The organism is Deinococcus aquaticus (assembly GCF_028622095.1).
GTDB classification, from domain to species: domain Bacteria; phylum Deinococcota; class Deinococci; order Deinococcales; family Deinococcaceae; genus Deinococcus; species Deinococcus aquaticus.
In genome coordinates this window covers 2,697,299-2,718,175 of record NZ_CP115165.1, presented here as the reverse complement: position 1 = coordinate 2,718,175, position 20,877 = coordinate 2,697,299, and the positions used below count along the sequence as shown (strand labels likewise).

Here is a 20,877-nt window from a genome sequence, read left to right as displayed (position 1 = left end):
CTGGCCTGCCCGCTACCCGTCGTGGTTGTCAGATCAGGAGGGCCCGTAACCCGTTTCGCTGCTCCTCGCGACCGCCCGGTTTGGATGGGTTGTACAACCCCTTCAAACAGAGTCCATAGGATCACCCAGTTCCCGGATACAGTCTGCGATACGGGGCAGCGCGCCCCCCGGCCCGATGCGGGTCAGGCCGTCCAGGGCGGCGCGGGCCTGCAATGGCGGCTGCGCGGCGTGCGTGACCGCCTGCGCCACGGCCTGTGGGTTTGCCGTGACTACCGTCAGGGCGCGCCCCAGCAGCCGCGCCTGCCGCCGTGCGAAACCGGCCGTGAACTGCGGCCCGGCTGTGGGGAACGCCACGACCGGTACGCCCAGTCCCGCCAGTTGCTCGTTCGCCGTGCCGGACGTGCCCACCGCGACGGTCGCCGCGTGCGCCACCGCCCCGAAGGCCCGCCGCAGGACCGTCACGCGCGTCTGCCCGTCCGTAGCTTCCGCCTGCTCTGGTCCCTGCACCGCGAGGGTCCAGCCGTCCGGGAGGGTCAGGGCGTCCCAGTCGTGCGGCCACGCCACCAGTGCCTGCCAGCCGGGCAGCCGGGCGGCGGCGCGCAGCATCAGCGGCAGGCTCTCCCGGTGATCCTCCCGCGATCCTGGCAGCAGCGCCAGTACGGGCCGCCCATCCAGCGGTAGCGGGCGTTCCGGGGCGCTCAGCACGTCCATGGCGAAACTCCCGGCGAAGGCGGCCCGCACACCCCGCGCCGCGTAGTACCGCGCAGTGGCGGCGTCCCGGACGAACACCGCGTCGGCGCGGCGGGCCAGGGCCAGTTCGTACTCCATCGGGCGGTTCGCGCCCAGCGCGTTCAGTTCCGCCAGCGCGCCCCGCACCCCCAGGCCCTCCAGGTACTGCGCGCTCAGCAGCGGTTGCACGTGCACCAGCCGCGCGCCCGCCTGCCGCGCCGCCAGCGTCCCCACCATCAGCGCGTAGGCGTCCCCGACCACCACGACCACCTGCGCCGCCCGCGCGCCCCGGCAGGCGTCCAGCCACTGCCCTAGCGACTCGCGGATCAATCCGGCCCGCAGGTCCGCGCGCAGATTCGCGGCGCTCCCGAACGGAAAGCCCCCACTGGGCAGCCGCAGCGTGCGCCCCACCTTGACCGCCCCGGCCCGCGCGTACGCCTGCCCCTCACCCACCAGCGGCGCGTAGCTCAGGTTCACTTGGCCCCGCAGCCGGGCCGCCAGCGCCGCCCCGATCAGGTCCTCGGCCGTGCCGTTCGAGATGAACAGCACGCCGGGCCGCGTCCCGGAACAGGCAGAATCTGCGTCAATGGTCACGCAGGCCAGAATAGCCGCGCGGCGCCGCGTGGTACGAATGAGGGGATGACCGTCCTCCGCGCCGCTCTGCCCGCCCGGCCCTCCACATGAGCGAATTCGATGAACTGCAGGCCGTGATCCGCCGTCACGCGGAGGCCCGGCAGGCCGAGCAGCGCGCCTGCGAGGCGTTCCTGAACGCCCTGTACCACGCGCTGCGAACCGCCAGCGGCCCCGGCCTGCCGCTGAACAACGTCACGCTGGAATTCACGGCCGACCCGGCTGTCCGCCTGCGCCCCGCCCCGACCGGCAGTTACCACGCCGCGTGGCTGCGCCTGGGCCTGTGCGAGGTCCTGGTCCGCGTCCGCCGCGCCGACGGCAGCTTTCAGGGCGAGTACGGTCCCGGCTGCGCCTTCCGGCTGGAACTGACCAGCGAGGACGACCTGCTGGCCCTGGCCCGCACCCTGTTGCGGGACGTGACGGCCGCGTACGGCGGCGAGCAGGTCACGTCTCACCTCAACTGACCGCCGCTGTTCTCCACAACCCACTGGCACAACCCATTCGCCCCTCTGCCGGGTCAGGTCAGAGGGGCGAATGGCGTCCGGGCGGGGTCAGGCCGCGCCGGTCAGGGACGCCCGGGTCAGTCGCGGTCGCCGTTTCGCAAGAACGCGGGAATGTCGTAGTCCTTGGGGTCGTACGACACGCGGTTGCGGCTGGCGGGTTCAAACATGCTGACGCTGCCGGTCCCGCCGGCGATGGTGGTCGGGACCTCGTTGAAACCGGTGGCGATCACGGTGACGCGCACCTCGTCCCCGGCGGCCTCGTCGGGCGTGATGCCGAACAGGATGTCCGGTTCGTCGAAGCCGGTCGCCTGACGGATCTTCTCGACGATCTCGTTGGCGTCGGTCATGCTCAGGTCGAAGCTGCCGGTCACGTTCACCAGGATGCGCTGCGCTCCCTCGATGCCGCGCTCCAGCAGCGGGCTGTGAATGGCGCTCATGGCGGCTTCCTCGGCCACGTTCTCGCCCCGGCCCGCGCCGATGCCCATCAGGACCGTGCCGCTGCCCGCCAGCAGGTTGCGGACGTCCGCGAAGTCCAGGTTGATCATGCCTTCCACGTTGATCACGTCACTGATGCCTTTCACGCCGTAGTACAGCACGCGGTCGGCAATCAGGAACGCCTCGCGGAACGAGACTTTCTTGTCCACGGCGGTCAGCAGTTTCTCGTTGTTCACGACGATCATGCCGTCCACGCGGGCGGCGAGTTTGCTGATGCCTTCCTCGGCCACCCGCAGGCGCTTGGGCCCCTCGAACTTGAAGGGCCGCGTGACGATGGCGACCGTCAGGATGCCCATCTCGTTGGCGATCTCGGCGACCACCGGGGCGCTCCCGGTACCGGTTCCACCGCCCATCCCGGCGGTGATGAACAGCATGTCGGTCCCTTCCAGGTACTCCTTGATGCGTTCACGGTCTTCCAGCGCGGCTTTCTCGCCCACTTCGGGGTCCGCTCCGGCGCCCAGTCCGCGGGTGAGGCGGTCACCCAGTTGAATGCGGATCTCGGCGTGGCTTTTGGCCAGCACCTGAGCGTCCGTATTTCCGGCGATGAACTCGACCCCTTCGAGTCCCGATTCAATCATGCGGTTGACGGCGTTATTGCCGGCTCCGCCCAAGCCAATCACACGAATTCTGGCCGCTTGCATCAATGCTCTCCTTACGTGACGAACCGACCCGAGGTGCAGGCGGCCGTTCTTCTGCGGTGTAGTTTAGCGCACGATATCAGGCGCGCGGCGGCATGACCGGCAGGCTGCGGCTGCACCGGCCCTTCAGGGTACTCATGCGGACTCGGATTGAAAGTCTTTCGATCCGGGCGGAACGAGTGGGAACCCCGCGGGTTCCGGGCCTGGAGTTGGCAACCCGGTACGGTCTCCGGACTGGGGACGAAACAGACGGAATGCGTATCACGCAGATGGGGGAGGCGGGGCGCAACGCCACCGTTCCCTCCCCCAAGCGGAATGCCTTCCGGGTCTGTGTCCGGGTTACATCCAGTCCTTGAACCAGATTTTCATACGTTCCAGGAAGCTCAGCCCGGACTTCTGGGGAGCGGCCGGGGGCGGCGTCTGGTCGCCCGCGCTGCGGCCGTTGGTGCCGGGCGTGGGGACCGGCTCGGGCAGCGGCTGTTCGGCCGGGGTGGGGCGGGGGTCCGGCCGGGGGGTGGGTGCGGGGTCCGCACCGACGAACACCGACGGCGGCACGCGGCCGTCCTCTCCGATACCGTACAGCACCAGTCCCACGCTGGCGGCGTCGGCGGGTCCGGCGACAATGTCGGTCAGGCCGCCGATACCGCGCGGGCGGCCCACACGCACCGGCAGGCGGAAGCGGTCGCGGGCCAGTTCGGGCGTGCCGCGCAGCATGGACGCCCCGCCGGTCAGGATCACGCCCTGCGCCACAAGTTCCACCGGGCCGAGCGCCTGGTCGATCTCGTCGCGGATCAGGCCGAAGATCTCGGACATGCGCGGCTTGATGATCCGTGACAGTTCGAAGGCCGTCAGGGCGTGCGTGCTGCCGGAGGACGTGGTGATCTCCAGGGTCAGGTCCTTGTCGGCCAGGTCCGGCAGGGCCGCGCCGTAGCGCCGCTTGACGTTCTCGGCTTCCTCGCCGGGAATCTTGAGGATCTGCGACAGGTCGGCTGTGACGTGCTCGCCGCCGATGGGAATGCAGGCGGAGTGCACGAGGTTGCCGCGTTTGAACACGGCCACGTCGGTGGTGCCGCCGCCCATGTCGACCACGATCACGGTCTGGTTCTGCTCGGCGGCTTCCAGGGTGGCGAGGCCGCTGGCCAGGGCATGCAGCGCGAAGCCGTCGACTTTCAGGCCAGCCTCCTGCACGCAGCGGCGCAGGTTCAACAGCGGCCCGGCGGTGCCGGCCACGATGTGCACGTCGACCTCCAGGCGCACGCCGTGCATGCCGACCGGGCTCTTGATGCCTTCCTGGCCGTCCACGACGTATTCCTGCGGGAGGGTGTGAATGATTTCGAGGTTTGGGTCGAGCGGCACGGCGCGGGCGTTCTCGATGGCGCGGTCCACGTCACTCTGCCCGATTTCCTGGTTGCGGCGGATGGCGGCCAGCCCGTGGCTGGTGATGGCCTTGGCGTGGTTGCCGGCGACGCTGACGAAGACGCTCTCGACCTTGACGCCGCTGACGCGTTCGGCGGTCTGGACGGACTGTTTGATGGCCTGCGTGGCCCGTTCGAGATTCACGACGCTCCCGCGTTTCATGCCCTCGCTGTTCACGGTGCCCGACCCGATGATGTCGACCATGCCGTGCGCACCGACTTCACCGATGACCGTCGTGATTTTCGTGGTGCCGATGTCCAGGCCCACAATGATGGTATTGTCTTTCATTCCTGGACGCTCACCCCCCAGGGGTAGATGGAAATGTCTTTATTGGGATACATGCTGATACTCCCAGCATACTTCAGGAGCGCCTGTGGATCGCCACTCCAGACCGACCCGGAAGGCAATTTCACCGTCAGGCCAGTCGGCGTGAACACGACCGACTGCACATTGTAGCGGGACAGAGCGCTCAGCACCTGCAGAACGTCGCCCAGACGGGCCGGCCCCCACCCGCTGACCAGCGGCAGGGTCTGCGTGTTCAGCGCGCCGGGAAGCGGCGTACCGTCCCCGGCGACCGTCAGGACCGACCCGTCCGGCTGCTGAAGCCGCACCCGCGCGACCCGCTCGGTGACGCGAATCCGCACGGTGCCCGGAAAGACCCGCGTGACGGTGGCCGACGCCACCCACGGACTGTCCAGCAGCCCACGCGCCCGCCACGCGCCGTAGTACAGCCAGCCGAAGCCCGGCTGTAACCCGGCCAGTTCCAGCACCCGGGCCTCCGGGAGCCGCTGGTTGCCCTCGACTGTCACCGTCTTCACGGGCAGCGCGTACCAGCCGCCCACCCCTGCGCCGACCAGCAGCGCAGCCGCCAGCGCCCCCCGCAGCACCCGCTCGCGGCGCGAGAGAACCCGGCGGGGCCGCGCCGCCCCCCCCGCGTCGGTGGCTTCTGCCCCCGCACCGTCCGCAGAGGACGCCGCAGACGCCGCGTCCTGCGGCGCACCAAACGAAAGGTCCAGCGGCGCGCCGTACTCGGCCGGAGCCACGCGGCGGTTGCGGGGCTGGCCGTCCGGTCCAGTGGAATCGGGGCTCACGTTGCCGGGCCGTCCCGGTGCGCGTCAGGCTGATGCGGGTCGGTGGTCTGTGAGCCAGGGCTGTGCAGGCCGGGCAGCCGCTCGGGCCACAGTTCGTACTCCAGTTCCATCGGCACCGGCACACGCGCGCGGATGGCGTCCAGCAGCGCGTGCACGTCGGCGGCCGTCGCGCCGCCCAGGTTCACGATGAAGTTCGCGTGCTCGGGAGCGATCAGCGCGTTCCCGGCCCTAGTGCCCTTCAGGCCCGCCTCGTCGATCAGCCGCCCGGCGCTCACGCCGCCCGGGTTCTTGAACGCGCAGCCCGGCGTTTTCATCTTCGGCTGCCCCTTGCGCGCATTGTCCGCGAAGTCCATCTTCTCCAGCACGGCTTCCGGGGTGCTGGGCCGCAGCCGCAGCCGCACGCGCGACACCACGTGGTTGCGCGGAATACCGCTGTCCCGGTAGCCCCACTGAAGGTCGGCGGGCGTGACCTGCCGTGTCTCCTGCGGCGTCACGATCTCGATGGTGTGCAGGCCGTCGAACATCTCGCCGTAACGCGTACCGGCGTTCATCCAGACCGCGCCGCCCACCTGCGCGGGAATCCCGACCGTGCCTTCTAGGTTGCTCAGGCCCAGCTTCTGAAGCTGCCGGATCAGGCCGGGCAGGGGCACGCCGCCGCCCACCCAGCCGGTCACGATCTCGCCTTCGGTGCTCAGGTGCGGGTCCGGTTCCAGGTCACGTTCGGCCAGCGGTCCGCTCAGGCGGATCACGCGTTCCGGCACGCCCTCATCGGCAATCACGAGGTTGCTGCCGCCACCCAGGATGCGGTACGGCTGTTCCATCGCCTCGGCCAGTTGCGCGTGGTCCGACACGAACCACACCTCGGATTCGCCGCCCACGCCCAGCGTCGTGAAGCGCGCCAGCGGCAACCGCTCCACGCGCGCGCCTGTGCGGCTGACCGGCGCGGCCATCACGCCGTTCCCCCGGCCAGTTCACGTGACAGTTTCCACACGTCCCCGGCGCCCATGGTCACGATGATGTCCCCCGGCGCGGCTGAGGCGCGCAGTACCCGCAGAATCTCCTGGCGGTCCGGCAGGTACGTGACGCCCGCGTGGCCGTTTTCCAGCATGCGCCCCGAGATCAGGGTCGCGTGAATGCCCTCGATGGGCGCCTCACTGGCCGCCGCGATGTCCATCAGCAGCACCTCGTCGGCGTCCATCAGCGCGTCGGCCAGCCGGGGCCAGGACTGCTGCGTGCGCAGGAAACGGTGCGGCTGGAACACGATCCGCACGCGCCGCCCGGTCTGCCGGGCCGCCTGCACGGCCGCCGCGACCTTCGTGGCGTTGTGCGCGTAATCATCCACGATCAGCGCGCCGTTCAGCTCCCCGATCCGCTGCCAGCGCCGCCCCGGCCCCCGGAACGCCCCCAGCGCCAGGGCCGCCCGCGCAAAATCCCCGCCGTGCAGGTGCGTGACCGCCAGCGCTGCCAGGGCATTCAGCACGTTGTGCGTGCCGGGCAGTCCCACGCGGGCCTCGCCCAGTACCTCGCCCCGGAACGACACCGTGAACGACGTGCCGTCCTCGTCCGGGCGCAGGTTCACCGCGCGGTAATCGGCGCCCTCGGCCTGCCCGTAACTGAGGCGTTCGGGCGCGCCCGTCACCAGTTCATCCAGGCCCGGCCAGTCGGCGCACAGCAGCACCCGCCCGGACTGCGCCACGAACCGCGCGAAGCCCGCGTGCTGCTCCTCGACCGTCTCCCAGTACGTCGCCTGATTGCCGCCCACGTGGTCATCCTCGGCGTTCGTGAACACGGCCGTCCCGCAGCCCAGTTCCGCGAAGGCCCGGTCGGATTCGTCCACCTCGGCCACGAACGGCCCGGCGCCCACGCGGGCATTACTGCCGAACTCCGGCACGATCCCGCCCACGAACGCCGACGGGTCCAGCCCCGCGCCCTGCATGGCGACGGCGATCATGCTGGTCGTGGTCGTCTTGCCATGCGTGCCGATCACGCCCACGCTGGGGCCGGCGCGCAGCAGGTCACCCAGCAGCGCCATGCGCGGCCGTACCAGCGTGCCCGAGGCGTGCGCCGCCACGAGTTCCGGATGCGATTTGGGAACCGCTTCCGACGCGACCAGCACGTCCACCGGCCCGAACGGTGCGTCCAGCACATGCGCCGCCGCGTGCCCGGTCGCTACGGGAATCCCCTCGGCCTGAAGCTGCGCCGTCAGTTCGGTCACGGACTCGTCGCAGCCGCTCACGCGGTGCCCGGCCGCCGACAGCAGCCGCGCGAAGGCGCTCATGCCGATGCCGCCCACGCCCATCAGGTGATAGTGCAGCGGCGCGGACTGCTCAGTGGCCCCCGCGCGACCCGGCGCGGAGGAAGAAACGGATTGGGACGCCACGGACTCGCCGGGCGGTGTCAGCTGGGAGGATAGATCAGTCATGGGAGGTCAGGGGTGGCCCACTAACGCAGGTGCCGTTCGATCAGGTCCGCGAACCGCCCCGCCGCGCCCACCTGGGAGCGCCCGAGGGCCGCCTCGCGCATCGAGGCGCGCGGACCCGCTGCCGCACACTCTAACACCGCCTGACCCAGCGTTCCGGGAACGTCCTTCTGCTCCACCACGCGCCCCGCCCCGGCCTGCTGCACCGCCACGGCATTGTGGAACTGGTGGTTCTCGGCCGATTCGGGCAGCGGCACCATGATCAGCGGCACCCCGTGGAACGCCGCCTCCGCCAGGGTGCTCGTCCCGGCACGCGTGATCGCCAGGTCCGCCACCGACCACGCCGCGACCGCGTCCACGAAGCCCACGGCCTCGTACCACTCGAGGTCCTTCACGCCGCGTGCCACGTCCGCCAGCCAGCGCGGCCCGGTCGAGTGCAGCACCTGCACGCCCCCCCCCGCCCGCGATCCCGTGAAATCCAGGTCCACGCTCAGGCCACCGGCACTGGCCTGCGGGGCTAGCAGTCCCTCCCCGCCAAACAGGTGCCGCAGCGTGTCCGGCACGGCGTTGTTCAGGAACAGCGACCCCTGCGACCCGCCCATCACGAAGATCGTCAGCGGGCCGTCCTGCAACCCCAGCCGTTCCAACGCCTCGGCACGCGGCATTCGCGTCTCGCGGACGGGCATGCCCACCAGCGACGCCCGCTTCGGGTCCAGTCCGATCACCCGCTCGTACGCCGTCCCGACCGCCCGCGCGCCCCGCACCGCCAGCCGCTGCGTCAGGCCCAGCCGCGCGTTCTGCTCGTGCAGCACCGTCGGTAGGCCCAGGCTCTGCGCGGCCAGCACGCCCGGCAGGCTCGCAAAGCCCCCGTACCCGACGACCGCGCCGGGCCGCGTGCGCGCCAGGAACGACCGCGCCTGCGCCACGCCCTGCCCGGCCCGCAGCAACTCGCGCGGGTCCGGGCGGCCCTGCCCGCTGCGCGCCAGTTTCCCGGCGTCCACCCCATGAAACGCGAGGCCCTGCTCGGCCGCCACGCGCTCCTCCATGCCGCCCCGCTGCCCCAGCAGCAGCGTCTCATGCCCGCGCGCCATCAACTCACGTGCCGTCGCCACCGCCGGGTAGATGTGCCCACCCGTGCCACCTGTCGCCATCACAACCAGACTCATTGCGGGCGAGTGTAGCCCGTGAGGGGTGTGGGATGCAGGCAGTGGAGAGCGGGAAGAGTAACAGCATGGGGCGGGAGCCGCCGCCCCCGCCCGGAATCTGTTCCTGCAACCTGCTCCCCGCTCGCTCAGTCGAACAGGTCGCCCAGGCTCTTGCCGCCGCTGCTGCTGTCGCTGCCCATGCCGTGCTCGAATTCCTCGTAGGGTTGCACGACCACGAAGCCGTCGCCCTGGAAGACCATCTGGTACGTCTCGCCGCCGCCCCGCCCGATCATGGAACGCAGGCTGGAATCCATCCGCAGTTGCGGTTGCAGGTTCCCGCTCCAGGCGATGGTGGCGTTCGGGTCCGTGAAGATCGGTTCGTTCGGCGTCACGCGCAGCGTTAGCGGTTTGCCGTGACTCAGGATGGCGACTAGTCCCTGCCCCTGCACCTTCACGCTGAACAGCCCCCCGGCCGCCATGCCCGCAATGCGGCGCTGCATGGTGATGTCGTACTGCACGCTGTCCTCGAAGGCCAGCAGGTCGTTGCCGTTCACGTTCAGGCTGTCGCCCGCCAGCCGCAGGATCTGCACTTCCTTGCCCTGGTCCGCCAGGTACGCCACGCCGCGCCCCTCGATCTTCGCCAGCGGACTCATCTCCTGCGACACGGCCCGCTTCAGGGCCTTCATCAGGCCGCCTTCCAGGGTGCCCTCGCGTTTGAAGGTCAGGTTGCCCTTGTAGGCGACCATGGCGCCCAGCTTGCTCCAGATGCGGCCGTTCACCTTCACTTCCAGCATCTTGCTGCTTTCCAGCTCGAACACGTCGCCGGGATTGTCCCGCTCGGCGGTCTGCGCCAGGAAGTCGCGGAGGCTGTACGTGCCGTCACTGCCGGGATTCATGTCTGTCATACCTGTTCACAGTACGACGCGGCGCGTGCCTGGGTTCCGGGTGCTCATACGGACTCCGATTGAGTGGCTTGCAGAGCCGTTCAAGCCGGGCGGATGCGACTCGTAGAGCTGCCCCACAGAGTAGGAACAGACGGAATCCATCAGAGGTAACGCGCCGTGACGGACCGTTCCACGCCGCGCAGTCCGGCCGGGGAACCGCTGTACAGCACCTCGCCGCCCGCGCGTCCGCCCTCGGGGCCGAGGTCGATCAGCCAGTCGGCCTGCCGGATCACGTCCAGTTGATGCTCGATCAGGATGACCGTGTTCCCGCCGTCCACCAGCCGGTCGATGATGCCCAGCAGCAGCCCGATATCGCTCAGGTGCAGGCCCGTGGTGGGTTCGTCCATGACGTACACGCTGCCGCGCTTGTGCAGTTCGGTGGCGAGTTTCAGGCGTTGCGCCTCGCCGCCCGACACGGTGCTCAGCGGTTGCCCCAGCGTCAGGTACCCCAGCCCCACGTCGTTCATGGCCTGCAGGACCGCCCGGACGGGTTTCTCGGTGAAGAACGCCAGCGCCGTCTCGGCGGTCATGTTCAGCACGTCGCTGATGGACTGCCCCCGCAACTGCCAGCGCAGCACGTCCGGGCGGAAGCGCTGGCCCTGGCAGGCCTCGCAGGTCGTCGAGAGGCCCTCCATGAACGCGAGGTCCGTGTACACGACTCCCAGCCCGGCGCAGTTGGGGCAGCTGCCTTCCGAGTTGAAGCTGAACAGCGCGGGGCTCTGGCCGCTGGCCTTCGCGAACGCCCTGCGGATGGGGTCCATGATCCCGGTGTACGTGGCGGGCGCCGAGCGGCTGTTGGTGGTCACGCGTGACTGGTCCACCACGACCGCGTCCGGGTGCCGCGGCAGGAACACGTCGTGAATCAGGGTGCTCTTGCCCGACCCGGCCACGCCGGTCACGACCGTCAGGACGCCGGTGGGAATGTCCACGGTCACGTCCCGCAGGTTGTGCCGCCGCGCGCCCTGCACGCGCAGCCACCCGGTCGGGACGCGCACCTGCTCCTTCAGCGGCAGCGGGCGACCCAGGTGCCGTCCGGTCAGGGTCCCGGCCTCCAGCAGCGCCGCGACCGGCCCCTGGAACGTCACCTCGCCCCCACGCACGCCCGGCCCGGGGCCAATGTCCACCACGTGATCGGCGGCCAGGATCACGTCCGGATCGTGCTCCACGACCAGCACCGTGTTGCCCTTGTCGCGCAGCGCGCCCAGCAGCCCGGTCAGGCGCGACACGTCCCGCGCGTGCAGGCCCACGCTCGGCTCGTCCAGGATGTACAGCATGTCGGTCAGGCTGTTGCCCAGGTGCCGCACGAGTTTCAGGCGCTGGCCCTCGCCGCCGGACAGGCTGGCCGTCTCGCGGCTCAGGCTCAGGTACCCCAGCCCGATCTCCACGAGGTGCGACAGCCGCTGCGTGAGGTGCCCCGCCACGCGCGCCGCCGCCGGGTCGCTCAGACCCCGCAGAAAATCCAGCAGCTCGGTGGCCTCCAGATCCGAGAGTTCCGCGATGTTCCGCCCCTCGATCCGCGACTCCAGCGCCGCCGCGTTCAGGCGCGCCCCACCGCACACCGGGCAGGTGCCGCCCGTCACGAACTGCTCGAACACCGCGCGGCTCCGGTCGGACATGGCCGCCGCGTCCTTCTTCAGGTACATCCGCCCGAAACGGTCCACCAGTCCCTCGTAGGTCATGTTGATCTCGCCCAGCGACACCTTCAGGTCCCGCCCGTGCAGCAGCAGGTGCAGGTCGTGCTCGCTGTAGTCCTGCACGGGCCGGTCCAGGTCGAACAGGCCACTCAGCGCGTAGGTCTTCCACAGCCACTTACCGGGCCTGAAATCCGGGTGCTGGATCGCCCCGCCGTTCAGAGACAGGCTCCGGTCCAGCAGGCGGTCCAGGTCAAGCTGCGTGGTGCGCCCGATGCCCTCGCACTCCGGGCACATGCCCTGCGGCGTGTTGAACGAGTATGCGAACGCCGGACCCGCTGACGGTTGCCCCGCGCGGGAGAACAGCACCCGCAGTGGCGCGGCGATGTCCGTGTACGTGCCCACTGTCGAGCGCGCCCCGCCCCCCACCCGCTTCTGATTGATGACGACCGGGGCGTTCAGGTGGCTCACGCTGTCCACGTCCGGCTGTCCGTAGTGCGGCAGGAAGCCCTGCACGAATGCCGTGAAGGTCTCGTTCAACTGCCGCTGCGCCTCGGCGGCCAGCGTGTCGAACACCAGCGACGACTTGCCGGACCCCGACACGCCGGTAAAGACCGTCAGCTGCCGTTTGGGAATGTCCAGCGAGACGTTCTTCAGATTGTGTTCGCGCGCGCCCCGCACCTCGATGAATGCCCGGTCTGTCATGTCTGTGCCTCCCTGTGCCCCTCCAGCGTCTCTGAGCATCATGTGAAAACCCCCCACGGAAGAGCTTCATGGAAGCTTCACGAAAGGGGTTATCAAGGGGATTCAGCCCGTCAGGTCAGCCCTGTCAGATCAGTAGGGTGCCGATGCGGCGCAGCACCTCCTGGATGGTGTTCAGGTCGGTCGCGTAACTCAGGCGCACCTGTCCCGGCGCGCCGAAATCCGTGCCCGGCACGACCGCCACCCGCGCGTCGTCCAGGATGCGGCGCGCGGCTTCCAGTTCGTCGGTGTGGATGCGGTCCGTGTTCGCCATCACGTAGAACGCGCCCTGCGGGGTGGGAGTGGGCAGACCCATGGCGTTCAGGCCGGCGACGATCACGTCGCGCCGCTCGCGGTACGCCCCGCGCGCCATGTCGATAAAGCGCGCCGTCGCCTCATGCTGATCCAGGGCGGCCAGCGCCGCGTACTGCGAAACACTGCTGGCGTTGCTGGTGCTCTGGGATTGCAGGGCGTTCATGGCGGCGATCACGCCCCGGGGCCCGCCCGCGTACCCGATGCGCCAGCCGGTCATGGCGTACGCCTTGCTGGCCCCGTTGATGGTCAGCGTGTGCTCCGGCGCGTACAGGCCGATGCTGACCTGCCGTGCGTCGTACACCAGATGCTCGTACATCTCGTCCGTCACGATGATCAGGCCATGCCGCTGCGCCACGCCCGCCACCGCCTCCAGCACCTCCGGCGTGAACACCGCGCCCGTGGGGTTACCGGGACTGTTCAGTACGATCATGCGGGTCCTGGGCGTCACGCGCGCCTCCAGCGCCTGCGGGTCCAGCTGGAAACCCGATTCCGGCGTGGTCGGCACGGCCACCGGCACCGCGCCCGCCAGCGCCACCATTTCCGGGTAGCTCACCCAGTACGGCGCGGGAATCAGCACCTCGTCACCCGGATTCAGCAGCGCCAGAAAAGCATTGAACAGCGCCTGCTTGCCGCCACTCGTGACCGTCACGCAGTCCGGCGCGTAGCTCAGGCCGTTCTCGCGCGCAAATTTTGCGCTGATCGCCTCGCGCAGTTCCGGAATGCCGTTGACCGCCGTGTACTTCGTCTTACCAGATTCAATGGCGGCAATGGCAGCCGCCTTTACGTGCGTGGGCGTGTCGAAATCCGGTTCGCCCACGCTCATGCTGATCACGTCCACGCCCTGACGCCGCAGTTCCAGCGCGCGGCTGGTCACGGCGACCGTTGAGGACGGCTTGAGGCTCAGGGCACGGTCAGACAGCAGAAAGGGGCCACTCATGCCCCGCAGGGTACAGGCGGCCCGCACGGACAGGGGCGAGAGGTTTAGAAGCGGTACGTCAGGCCCAGGCGCAGGGTGGGGGAGGGCAGCGCGAGGTCCTCGGCTGGCCGCGCGGACTGCCCTGCCGGAACCGGTTCATGGCTGGTGAGCAGCCCGCGCACCACTGTGTAGCGCACGCCACCCTCGACGAAGAGGCCCAGGTTCGTTCGGGTGCGGGCGCGGTACCCGGCGACCGCTCCGGCCCGCCAGCCACCGTCGCCCGTGACGATCAGCCCGGCAGACGGCCCGCCATACCAGCCGGTGTCCGCGCGGCTGAGCAGCAGGTCGGCACTCAGAATGGTGATCACGCCGGCATCCACGCCCACGCGCGGCATGACGGTCAGCCCGCCCGCCTGACCGACCGGCGCGGAGACCGACAGTTGCACGACCGGCACGATGGTTTCCAGGCCCAGGCCGGTCCAGACGGCCGGGCGCTCACGGGTGTCGGTAGGGGTGGTCTGGGCCGCCGCGAGGCTGCCGGTGAGCACCAGCAGGGTCGCCAGGGTGGCCTTCAGTGAAGATGTCTTCAGGGTTCTCATACTCCGGCCACTCTAGCAGCGTTCCCGGACGGCCAGCGCCGCACATGAGGCGGCGGGAGCCACGCTGCCGTGACCCCCGCCGCGCCCGGGTGGGCGATTCAGTGCAGCAGGCCGATGGAGCGGGCGCGGCTGACCGCCTCGGTGCGGTCCCCGGCGTCCAGCTTGGCGTACAGGCGCGCCAGGTGGTCCTTGACGGTGTCCGGGCTGACGCCCAGGTTCTTGGCGATCTCCTTGTTGCTGTAGCCCTGCGCTAGCAGGGGCAGTACCTCGGATTCGCGGGGCGTCAGGCGGGGTACGTCCACGTGCGGCAGGCGGTCCACGTCGGGGTTCGCCACGATGTCGCGCAGTTGCCGCGCCAGGCTTTCCGGGTCGGTCTCCTTGCTGACGTACCCGCGCGCCCCGGCGGCGCGGGCGGCCTGCACGATGGCGGGCTCGGCGAAGGTGGTGATCAGCACGCTGACCAGCCGGGGGTTACTCTGCCGCAGGCGCTCGCAGACCTCGATGCCGGTCATGCCGGGCATCTTGACGTCCAGCAGCGCGGCGTCGGGTTGCAGGGCGCGGCAGGCTTCCAGGGCGCTCAGGCCGTCGCTGGCCTCGGCCACGACATCGAAGCCCTGGTGAATCAGTGCGTATTTCAGGCCCATGCGGAACAGCGGGTGGTCATCGGCGATTACGAGTCTCATGGTGTTACCTCCGGCAGTGCGAGAGTGAAACGGGTCAGGTGGGGCGTGCGGTCGTGCGTGGGGGCATCAGGGTCGGGGGGCGCGGCCGGGTGGTGGGTGGGCGCGGTGCCGGGCACGTCACCCGGCGTCTGTTCCGGCAGCCGGTCAGGGTGCAGCCGGTCGTAGTGCAGGTGCCCGCCGTGCGCCTCGGCGATGCGGCGCACGATGAACAGGCCCAGTCCGGCGGTCCCGGCGGTGTACTGCCTGCCGGCAATGGTGGTCGGCTGCGAGTTGAACGGCTGCGCCAGTTCACTCAGGGGGCCGGACAGTCCGGGGCCGTCGTCGGTGACCTCGATGCCGCGCGGCGTGACGCTGATGTCCACGTGCCCGCTGGCGTAACGCAGGGCATTCACGGTCAGGTTCGTCACGGCGCGGTCCAGCAGGCCGGGGTCCACGTCGGCGTGCCCCTGCCCGCTCACGCTGAGGGTCAGGTGCGGCGTCACCTGCGCGTCCAGCCGGGCGGCCACCTGACTGGCCAGGGCGCGCAGGTCGGTGGGCACGGTGTGCACCTGCACGTCTTCCTGCTCGAAGCGGTGGGCGTCGGCCATCTGCTGCACCAGCGACAGCAGGCGCGTGGTTTCCGCCTGAATCTGCTCGCCCACCGCGCGGCGCTCCTCTTCCGGCAGCGGCAGCGTGGTCAGGGCGCGGGTCAGGTGCCCGGTGGCGATCAGCGGGGTTTTCAGGTCGTGGACCAGCGTGGCCATGAAGGCGTTGCGGCGGCCCTGTTCGGTGCCCAGGCGGCCCAGCAGCCCCGTGAACGCGCCGCGCAGGGCCAGGATCTCGCTGGGGTCGTCCGGGTGCGGCTGCGTGAAATCGCCGTGTTCCACCTCGGTCTGAAGGCGGCTGACAGCGCGCAGGAGCGTCCCGCTCAGGACGTACCCGACCAGCGCGCACAGGAAGCCCACGATCAGCATCCAGGCGGTCAGGGTGGAGGCGGGCACGCTGGGCTGCGCCGTGATGGTCAGGACCACGTTCGGCAGGAAGGCCAGCATGAAGATCACCAGCGTGAACTGAAACCGCATTGTGCCGCGTCCCAGCGGCCCCCGCCGGGGTGGGCGGGGAGGCGGGGACAGTTCGGCCTGACTCATGAAACTCAGGGTACGTGCCTTGTTCTGACAGAACCGTCACGCCCTTAGGGCCCCTGGGGGAACCTGTCAACCCCCACCCCCGCCGGAGCCCCCCGCCTCAGCGGATCCGGTAGAAAGGCCCGGCTGGAGCGAATTGTCAGGTAGGTATGAGGGGCTAATAATTTCACGGGCAAGCAAAATCGTGAAACTATTCACTTAATTCCCTGAAAGAGAGGGGAAGCAGGTCACCCCACTTCCCCCATCCGTCAGGCGATCAGGCCTGGGGCTGCTGCAGCTGCGGGCCGTTCTGGGCCACGTAACCTTCCAGGGTGCCGTAGTCATCCTGGAAGTGCATCAGCACGCCGCCGAACAGCGTGTCGAAGGTCTCCTGGGGCATCTCGGCCAGGGTGGGGTAGAAGCCCACGTACTCCAACCACACGTTGCCGTCGGCGTCGATGGAACGCGCGAAGGCCCGCTCGCGGTTGCGGTCGTTGAGCATGTTCACGACCTCGTTGCGGCGGTCGTTGTACTGCTTCTGGGTCACGCAGGTCACTTCCAGACGGCTGGTGTTGTTCGGGCCGTCGTTCACGCTGACCAGCACGGCCGCGTCGCCCATCTCGAAGCGCCAGCCCATGCGGATAAACCGCTGACCGTTGTTCTCTTCCATGTCCAGCTGAACTTCTTTTTCCTTGAGGTACTTCGCAAGGGTATCCAGGGTCAGTAGAGCCGTTTCCATCGTCATTGAAACCATCCTCCTCGGGGGGTGAAGCACATCAGTCAAAGCGTCTGTCTGTGGTTGAAACCCGAACGATTCTAACACCTCTGCCGAGCCCGCCCCCGCGCAGATGGCGTTCCGGCCGCGCCGGGCCACTCCGGAAGGCCGGGAAGGCCGACCTAGCGCAGCACGTCCACCCGCACAGGCGCGATTCCCTCGCTGAGAATTCCCAGCGCCGACGCTGCCTCGCGGGACAGGTCGATAATCCGGGACGGCACCCCGAACGGCCCGCGGTCGTTGATCAGGACGTCCACGCTGCGGCCCGTCCGTTCATGCGTGACCCGCACCCACGTTCCGAACGGCAGATTCAGGTGCGCGGCCGTCATGACCGTGCGGGCGTCCCGGCGGCCGCCGTAGTACACGGCCTGTCCGCGCTGCCCGACCGCCTGCGGCGTTGCCGGCACGGCTGCCGCGCGGACCGTCGCCTGCGCCGCCGCGCTCCCGCCCGGCACGGTCAGCACCTCGCCCGGCCGGATCACCCCGTCCGTCCGGCCGTTCAGGTCCAGCAGCGCCTGCACGCTCACCCCGTGCGCCCGCGCGATCTGCCACAGCGTGTCGCCGGACTGCACGCGGTACGACCCGGCCTGCGCCGATCCCAGCATGCCGGCCAGTGCGGCGGCGACCAGGATCGCCCGTCCCGCTCTGGAGAGACTCACACGACTTCCTTCTCGCTGCGGCTCAGGACCTCGAAGCCGTCATCGGTGACCAGCACCAGGTCCTCGATGCGCACGCCGCCCACGTCCGGCAGGTACGCGCCGGGCTCGACGGTCACGATCATGCCGGGCCGCAGCACGTCCTCGCTGCTGCCGCGCAGGCTGGGGCCCTCATGGACCATCAGGCCCACCCCGTGCCCCAGCGAGTGCGCGAACGCCTCGCCCAGCCCGTGCCCGGTCAGGATGCCGCGCGCCAGGGCGTCCAGTTCCGCGCCGCTCACGCCGGGCCGCACCGCCTGCACCGCCGCTTCCTCGGCCTCCAGCACAGCCCGGTACACGCGGCGCATCTCGGGGCTGGGCGTGCCCACGGCCACCGTGCGGGTCATGTCGCTGTTGTACCCGTTCAGGCGCGCGCCCATGTCCACCGTGACCAGTTCGCCGTCTTCGATCACGCGCTCGGACGCCACGCCGTGCGGCATCGCCCCGCGCGGCCCGCTCGCCACGATGATCTCAAAGGCACTTTCGGCCCCCGCGCGGCGCAGCAGCGACTCGATCTCCAGCGCCACGTCCAGCTCACGCACGCCCGCACGGATCATGGGGCGCACCTGCGCGAACACCCGGTCGGCCAGCGCCTGCGCGTCCCGCACGGCCTGCACCTCGGCCGGCGTCTTGATCATGCGCAGCTCCGACAGCACCCCGGCCGTTCCCACCAGCGTCGCCTGCGGCCAGAACTCCCGCAACTGCTCCAGTTCGGCCACGGTCAGGCTCTCGGCCTCGAAGCCCACGCGCAGGCCCGCGACGCCCGGCGCGGCGTGCTCCAGCGTGGCCGGGGGGCGCGCAATGAACTGCGGCATGCGCGACTCCTGCTCCGCCTGCACCGTGTACCGCGCGTCGGTGTACAGCGTCTCGCCCTGCGGCGTGACCAGTACCTTGCCGTCCTTGCCGCCCGTGAATCCGCTCAGGTACCGCACGTTCGCCGCGTCGCTGATCCACAGGGCGTCCACTCCGGCGCGGCCCATCACGGCCCGCAACTGCTCCAGTTGACTCATGAACGGCAAAGTAACACGCGCCCCCCCGGCCCGTCTGCCCGCCCGGCGGTGGTCCCCGGCCCCCGCGCCGGGCAGGCCGGGCCGCCGGAATGCTGTACAGTCCGCACTATCCAGCGTTCAGACCCATCCCGACTGTCCCCGCACCGGAGACAGTGTGAACGGGATCACCTGTCATGCGCTTATACTCGTTTATCGGGACAATCGACACGGCCTGTTCAAGGTCTGGAAACACCCCCAAGGAGGGATCACCGTGAAACTTCACGAGTATCAGGGTAAGGAAATTCTGCGCCAGTTCGGCGTCAACGTTCAGGACGGCAAGGTCGCCCGCACCCCCGACGAGGTGCGCCAGATCGCCCGCGAGTACGGACAGCCCGTCGTCGTCAAGGCCCAGGTGCACGTGGGCGGACGCGGCAAGGCCGGCGGCGTGAAATTCAGCCCCACCGAAGACAAGGCCTTCGAGAACGGCGAGAAGATCCTCGGCATGGACATCAAGGGCCTGACCGTCAACAAGGTCCTGGTCACCAAGGCCGTCGACATCGACGCTGGCGTCGAGTACTACGTCGGCATGATCGTCGACCGTAACGTGCAGAGCTACACCCTGATGGCCAGCGCCGAGGGTGGCATGGAAATCGAGGAAGTGGCCGCCGCCACCCCCGAGAAGATCATCAAGCACCGCGTCGACCCCGTCACGGGCCTGCGCCCCTACGAGGCGCGCGAGGTAGCTATCAAGGCCGGCTTCAAGGGCAACCTGAATAAGATCGCCGACATGATGGTCAAGATGAGCGAGGCCGCGCTGAAGCGTGACGCCGTGCTGGTCGAGATCAACCCGCTGTTTGTCGGCCCCGACGGCATCCCGCTCGCGCTCGACACCAAGTTCGAGATCGATGACAACGCCATGTACCGCCACCAGGACCTCGCTGACTGGCGCGAACTGGAAGCCGAGCACCCCCTCGAAATCGAGGCCAGCAAGTACGGCTTCGCCTACGTGAAACTCGACGACGGCAACGTCGGCGTGCTGGGCAACGGCGCGGGCATCGTGATGACCAGCCTCGACGTGGTCAACCGCGCCGGCGCCAAACCCGCCAACTTCCTCGACATCGGCGGCGGCGCCAAGGCCGAGATCGTGTACAACGCGGTCAAACTGGTCAGCAAGGACACCGACGTCAAGGCCATCTTCATCAACATCTTCGGCGGCATCACCCGCGCCGACGAGGTCGCCAAGGGCGTCATCCAGGCCCTGAACGACGGCATCCTGACCAAGCCCGTGCGCATGCGCATCGCGGGCACGGCCGAGGACGAGGCCAAGGCGCTGCTCGCCGAGGTGGGCAGCCCCCTGATCCAGATGTACGCCACCATGTTCGAGGCCGCCGACGAGGCCGCCAAGGACGCCAACGCCGCGGAGGGCAAGTAATGGGCATTCTCGTTGACAACAACAGCCGCGTCATCGTGCAGGGCATGACCGGACGCGAAGGCGCCAGCCACAGCCGCGCCATGAAGGACTTCGGCACGCAGGTCGTCGCGGGCGTCACGCCCGGCAAGGGCGGCACCGACTTCGAAGGCTGGCCCGTGTACAACAGCGTCGCCGAGGCGAAAGCCGCGCACGACGCCAACGTCAGCATCATCTTCGTGCCCCCGGCCGGCGCCGCTGACGCCGTGCTGGAAGCCGCGCACGCCGGCATGCCCCTGATCGTCCTGATCACCGAGGGCGTGCCCACCGTGGACATGATGAAAGCCGTGCAGGAAGTCAAGACGCTCGACGCGGCCAGCCGCGCCGAGGGCGGCCAGGGCGTCCGACTGATCGGCGGCAACTGCCCCGGTCTGGTCACCAACGGCCAGGCGAAAGTCGGCATCATGCCCAACAAGATCTACACCAACCCCGGCCGCATCGGCCTGATCAGCCGCAGCGGCACCCTGACCTACGAGGCCGCCAAGCTGCTGAACGACGCGGGCATGGGCACCAGCACCACCGTCGGCATCGGCGGCGACCCCGTGATCGGCACGACCTTCGCGGACGTGCTGCCCCTGTTCGAAGCCGACCCCGACACCGACGCCATCGTCGTGATCGGCGAGATCGGCGGCGCGGACGAGGAAGCCGCCGCCGAGTACATCGCCAAGCACATGAAGAAGCCCGTCGTGGCCTTCATCAGCGGCCGCAGCGCGCCCAAGGGCAAGCGCATGGGTCACGCCGGCGCGATCATCATGGGCGACGTGGGCACCCCGGAAAGCAAACTGGCCGCGTTCGCCGCTGCGAACGTCCCGGTCGCCGACACCATGCCCGAAATCATCGACATGGTCAAGGCAGCCCTGAACAAGTAACCCCCCGGTTACGTGGCGGCCCGGCTCACCCCAGTGGTGGGCCGGGCCGTTTCTGGTGCCGGTGCGGGCTCTGATGTGCCGTG

At 69.4% G+C, this 20,877-nt stretch carries 19 protein-coding genes; 3 read left to right on the top strand and 16 right to left on the bottom strand.

Going from position 1 to position 20,877, the window contains the following annotated elements; translation table 11 throughout:
• Positions 1 to 102: 102 nt before the first annotated feature.
• Positions 103 to 1,323 carry a lipid-A-disaccharide synthase-related protein gene (locus tag M8445_RS13160; RefSeq protein ID WP_273988289.1) on the bottom strand — a complete coding sequence of 407 codons (1,221 nt, stop codon included), beginning with the start codon at positions 1,321 to 1,323 and terminating at the stop codon, positions 103 to 105.
• Positions 1,324 to 1,409: 86 nt separating this feature from the next.
• On the opposite strand from M8445_RS13160, the gene M8445_RS13155 reads away from it, so the two are divergent.
• The gene (locus tag M8445_RS13155) at positions 1,410 to 1,823 is read left to right on the top strand and encodes a hypothetical protein (protein ID WP_273988288.1); all 414 of its coding nucleotides are present in this window, start codon (positions 1,410 to 1,412) and stop codon (positions 1,821 to 1,823) included.
• A gap of 116 nt (positions 1,824 to 1,939) precedes the next feature.
• Here the strand turns inward: M8445_RS13155 and ftsZ are convergent, their stop codons facing one another.
• From ftsZ to M8445_RS13080, 15 genes are all read right to left on the bottom strand, one after another.
• Entirely contained in the window at positions 1,940 to 2,998 is a 1,059-nt protein-coding gene (gene ftsZ / locus M8445_RS13150) for a cell division protein FtsZ (RefSeq protein WP_273988286.1), read from the bottom strand.
• A gap of 336 nt (positions 2,999 to 3,334) precedes the next feature.
• On the bottom strand, positions 3,335 to 4,699 hold the full coding sequence (gene ftsA / locus M8445_RS13145; RefSeq protein WP_273988285.1) for a cell division protein FtsA: 1,365 nt from the start codon (positions 4,697 to 4,699) through the stop codon (positions 3,335 to 3,337).
• Positions 4,696 to 5,502 (bottom strand): cell division protein FtsQ/DivIB, encoded by an 807-nt coding sequence (locus M8445_RS13140; protein ID WP_273988283.1) that lies wholly within the window; start codon positions 5,500 to 5,502, stop codon positions 4,696 to 4,698. The genes ftsA and M8445_RS13140 overlap by 4 nt, the downstream gene beginning before the upstream one ends.
• On the bottom strand, positions 5,499 to 6,452 hold the full coding sequence (locus M8445_RS13135) for a UDP-N-acetylmuramate dehydrogenase (RefSeq protein WP_273990918.1): 954 nt from the start codon (positions 6,450 to 6,452) through the stop codon (positions 5,499 to 5,501). Before M8445_RS13135 ends, M8445_RS13140 begins: the two co-directional genes overlap by 4 nt.
• Complete coding sequence (murC, locus tag M8445_RS13130; RefSeq protein ID WP_273990916.1) at positions 6,452 to 7,801, bottom strand: UDP-N-acetylmuramate--L-alanine ligase; 1,350 nt, start codon at positions 7,799 to 7,801, stop codon at positions 6,452 to 6,454. Before murC ends, M8445_RS13135 begins: the two co-directional genes overlap by 1 nt.
• A 143-nt stretch (positions 7,802 to 7,944) precedes the next feature.
• A complete protein-coding gene (gene murG, locus M8445_RS13125) occupies positions 7,945 to 9,087 on the bottom strand; it encodes an undecaprenyldiphospho-muramoylpentapeptide beta-N-acetylglucosaminyltransferase (protein WP_273988281.1) in 1,143 nt (380 codons plus the stop codon).
• A gap of 125 nt (positions 9,088 to 9,212) precedes the next feature.
• Positions 9,213 to 9,971 carry an AIM24 family protein gene (locus M8445_RS13120; protein ID WP_273988279.1) on the bottom strand — a complete coding sequence of 253 codons (759 nt, stop codon included), beginning with the start codon at positions 9,969 to 9,971 and terminating at the stop codon, positions 9,213 to 9,215.
• A 140-nt stretch (positions 9,972 to 10,111) separates the two neighbouring features.
• Positions 10,112 to 12,346, bottom strand: coding sequence for an excinuclease ABC subunit UvrA (locus M8445_RS13115; protein WP_273988278.1), 2,235 nt, complete (start codon positions 12,344 to 12,346; stop codon positions 10,112 to 10,114).
• A 124-nt stretch (positions 12,347 to 12,470) separates the two neighbouring features.
• Entirely contained in the window at positions 12,471 to 13,634 is a 1,164-nt protein-coding gene (locus M8445_RS13110; RefSeq protein WP_273988277.1) for a pyridoxal phosphate-dependent aminotransferase, read from the bottom strand.
• Positions 13,635 to 13,678: 44 nt separating this feature from the next.
• The gene (locus M8445_RS13105; RefSeq protein ID WP_273988275.1) at positions 13,679 to 14,212 is read right to left on the bottom strand and encodes a hypothetical protein; all 534 of its coding nucleotides are present in this window, start codon (positions 14,210 to 14,212) and stop codon (positions 13,679 to 13,681) included.
• Between the two features lie 98 nt (positions 14,213 to 14,310).
• Positions 14,311 to 14,895 (bottom strand): response regulator transcription factor, encoded by a 585-nt coding sequence (locus M8445_RS13100; protein WP_189063169.1) that lies wholly within the window; start codon positions 14,893 to 14,895, stop codon positions 14,311 to 14,313.
• On the bottom strand, positions 14,892 to 15,956 hold the full coding sequence (locus tag M8445_RS13095; protein WP_273988273.1) for a sensor histidine kinase: 1,065 nt from the start codon (positions 15,954 to 15,956) through the stop codon (positions 14,892 to 14,894). The genes M8445_RS13100 and M8445_RS13095 overlap by 4 nt, the downstream gene beginning before the upstream one ends.
• 319 nt (positions 15,957 to 16,275) lie before the next feature.
• Entirely contained in the window at positions 16,276 to 16,743 is a 468-nt protein-coding gene (locus M8445_RS13090) for a type III secretion system chaperone family protein (RefSeq protein ID WP_273988272.1), read from the bottom strand.
• A 152-nt stretch (positions 16,744 to 16,895) separates the two neighbouring features.
• Positions 16,896 to 17,432, bottom strand: coding sequence for a septal ring lytic transglycosylase RlpA family protein (locus M8445_RS13085; RefSeq protein WP_273988271.1), 537 nt, complete (start codon positions 17,430 to 17,432; stop codon positions 16,896 to 16,898).
• Entirely contained in the window at positions 17,429 to 18,478 is a 1,050-nt protein-coding gene (locus M8445_RS13080; RefSeq protein ID WP_273988270.1) for a M24 family metallopeptidase, read from the bottom strand. The genes M8445_RS13085 and M8445_RS13080 overlap by 4 nt, the downstream gene beginning before the upstream one ends.
• A gap of 250 nt (positions 18,479 to 18,728) precedes the next feature.
• Between M8445_RS13080 and sucC the strand changes: the two genes are divergently transcribed.
• Complete coding sequence (gene sucC / locus M8445_RS13075) at positions 18,729 to 19,889, top strand: ADP-forming succinate--CoA ligase subunit beta (RefSeq protein ID WP_230288927.1); 1,161 nt, start codon at positions 18,729 to 18,731, stop codon at positions 19,887 to 19,889.
• Positions 19,889 to 20,794: a succinate--CoA ligase subunit alpha gene (gene sucD / locus M8445_RS13070; RefSeq protein WP_273988268.1), complete on the top strand. Its 906-nt coding sequence runs from the start codon at positions 19,889 to 19,891 to the stop codon at positions 20,792 to 20,794. Before sucC ends, sucD begins: the two co-directional genes overlap by 1 nt.
• Positions 20,795 to 20,877: the final 83 nt, after the last annotated feature.